Annotated in this window: 1 protein-coding gene and 1 pseudogene; both read right to left on the bottom strand. The window is 56.7% G+C overall.

Features of this window, described 5'->3' with window-relative positions; all coding sequences use genetic code 11:
* Nucleotides 1–775, bottom strand: a pseudogene (locus RBB18_RS23115) (ISKra4 family transposase); the annotation flags it as partial.
* A 97-nt stretch (nucleotides 776–872) separates the two neighbouring features.
* Nucleotides 873–1,202, bottom strand: coding sequence for a DUF1403 family protein (locus RBB18_RS23120; RefSeq protein WP_306112641.1), 330 nt, complete (start codon nucleotides 1,200–1,202; stop codon nucleotides 873–875).
* Nucleotides 1,203–1,286: the final 84 nt, after the last annotated feature.

Here is a 1,286-nt window from a genome sequence, read left to right on the forward strand (position 1 = left end):
CACGCCATCCGGCAGATTCCAGATTTCTTCGCAGATACGCGCGAGGATTGTTCGCACCGATCACGCTCAAACCAAATCTGCGTTTCTCGCGCCGCTCACTCTCGATGGAACCGACAATAATCTCGAAGTTTCGGCGTTGATATTCAGGTCTTGATCGAACGTAGGCGCTGTCCAGAAACACTGTAACGCCGGAAGGATTTGAGTGTTGGTCGGCTTCTGTGGTCGCAGGAAGTTCGCTGTCGGCAATGTCCTCAGCGATGGTTGCAAGTCGATTGCGGATCGTCACGTGGTTTTGCCTGGCGCAAGGTGTCAGTTCATTAAGAAGCCACGCAGCTTCCCGAAAGCTATGGCGCGCTCCCAATTCCGCCTGCAATCGTCGAAGTTCTGGTGTGGCATGGTCCGGCAAGAGACGGGTCAGAGGAGAACGCGCGACTTTCAGCGTAGGAAATCCAGGGAGCCCGCACATGCACATGCGAACCCGCGGTACCTCGACGGTTACCCGACCGAAGAGCGTATCAATGCGGCGTTGACGGCGATCGTGAACCGCTAGATATGTTCCGCAAAAACGACAGACGCGAGCGATCTCGCCGATCTCTTCGACCTGATCCTGAAGCAGCGCACGCTGAATTTCCTTCAGCAGTGATTTTGCATCGGCCAGACACAGCCCAAGGTCTTCGCTCGACGCATCTAACGTGCGGCGTTCCAGCGTACAAATCTCATGTGATCGCGTCTCGCCCCAACTAAATTCCGTCTCCAACTTGATCGTGAATTTCATCTCAATGCCTCCTGCAGAAACAGCGAGACTTTAGATCAGAAACCTCTGGTATCCCCACATTCTTTCCACTCCCCTCGATGGATTCAAGAAACCGCACCTAGACTGTCAGCTCGGCCCCCTGCCCGTCTGCGGCCAGATCGCGCAACATGGTCTTGGTGAGATGGTGCGCCGAGATCGGCAGCACGGTCTTCCAGTTCAGAGCCCGCGCAAGAACGACGTCCGAGAACAGGCAGGCGGTGCGCTCTGCCCGGTCGTCGACCTCGAGCACGGCGCGCAGAGTTGCGACGCAACCCGACAACGGACCATGGGTCCGTGCGCGTTCCAATCCCACGTCAAGCCAAGCACCCACCTCGCCCGCGAAGTCCGCACCAATGAAGTCGGCGATCTCGCCCGTCCAGCCTGCCCGAAGCCGGATGTCACTTGGCACTTAAACCGGTTCTGCCTCACTTTGTGTGGCGCAACTATCCTGAAACTGGAAAATTCAGGAGGTATAGTTGTGAGTTCGAAGAAG

It is taken from the genome of Roseovarius sp. MMSF_3298, assembly GCF_030733705.1.
Classification (GTDB): domain Bacteria; phylum Pseudomonadota; class Alphaproteobacteria; order Rhodobacterales; family Rhodobacteraceae; genus Roseovarius; species Roseovarius confluentis.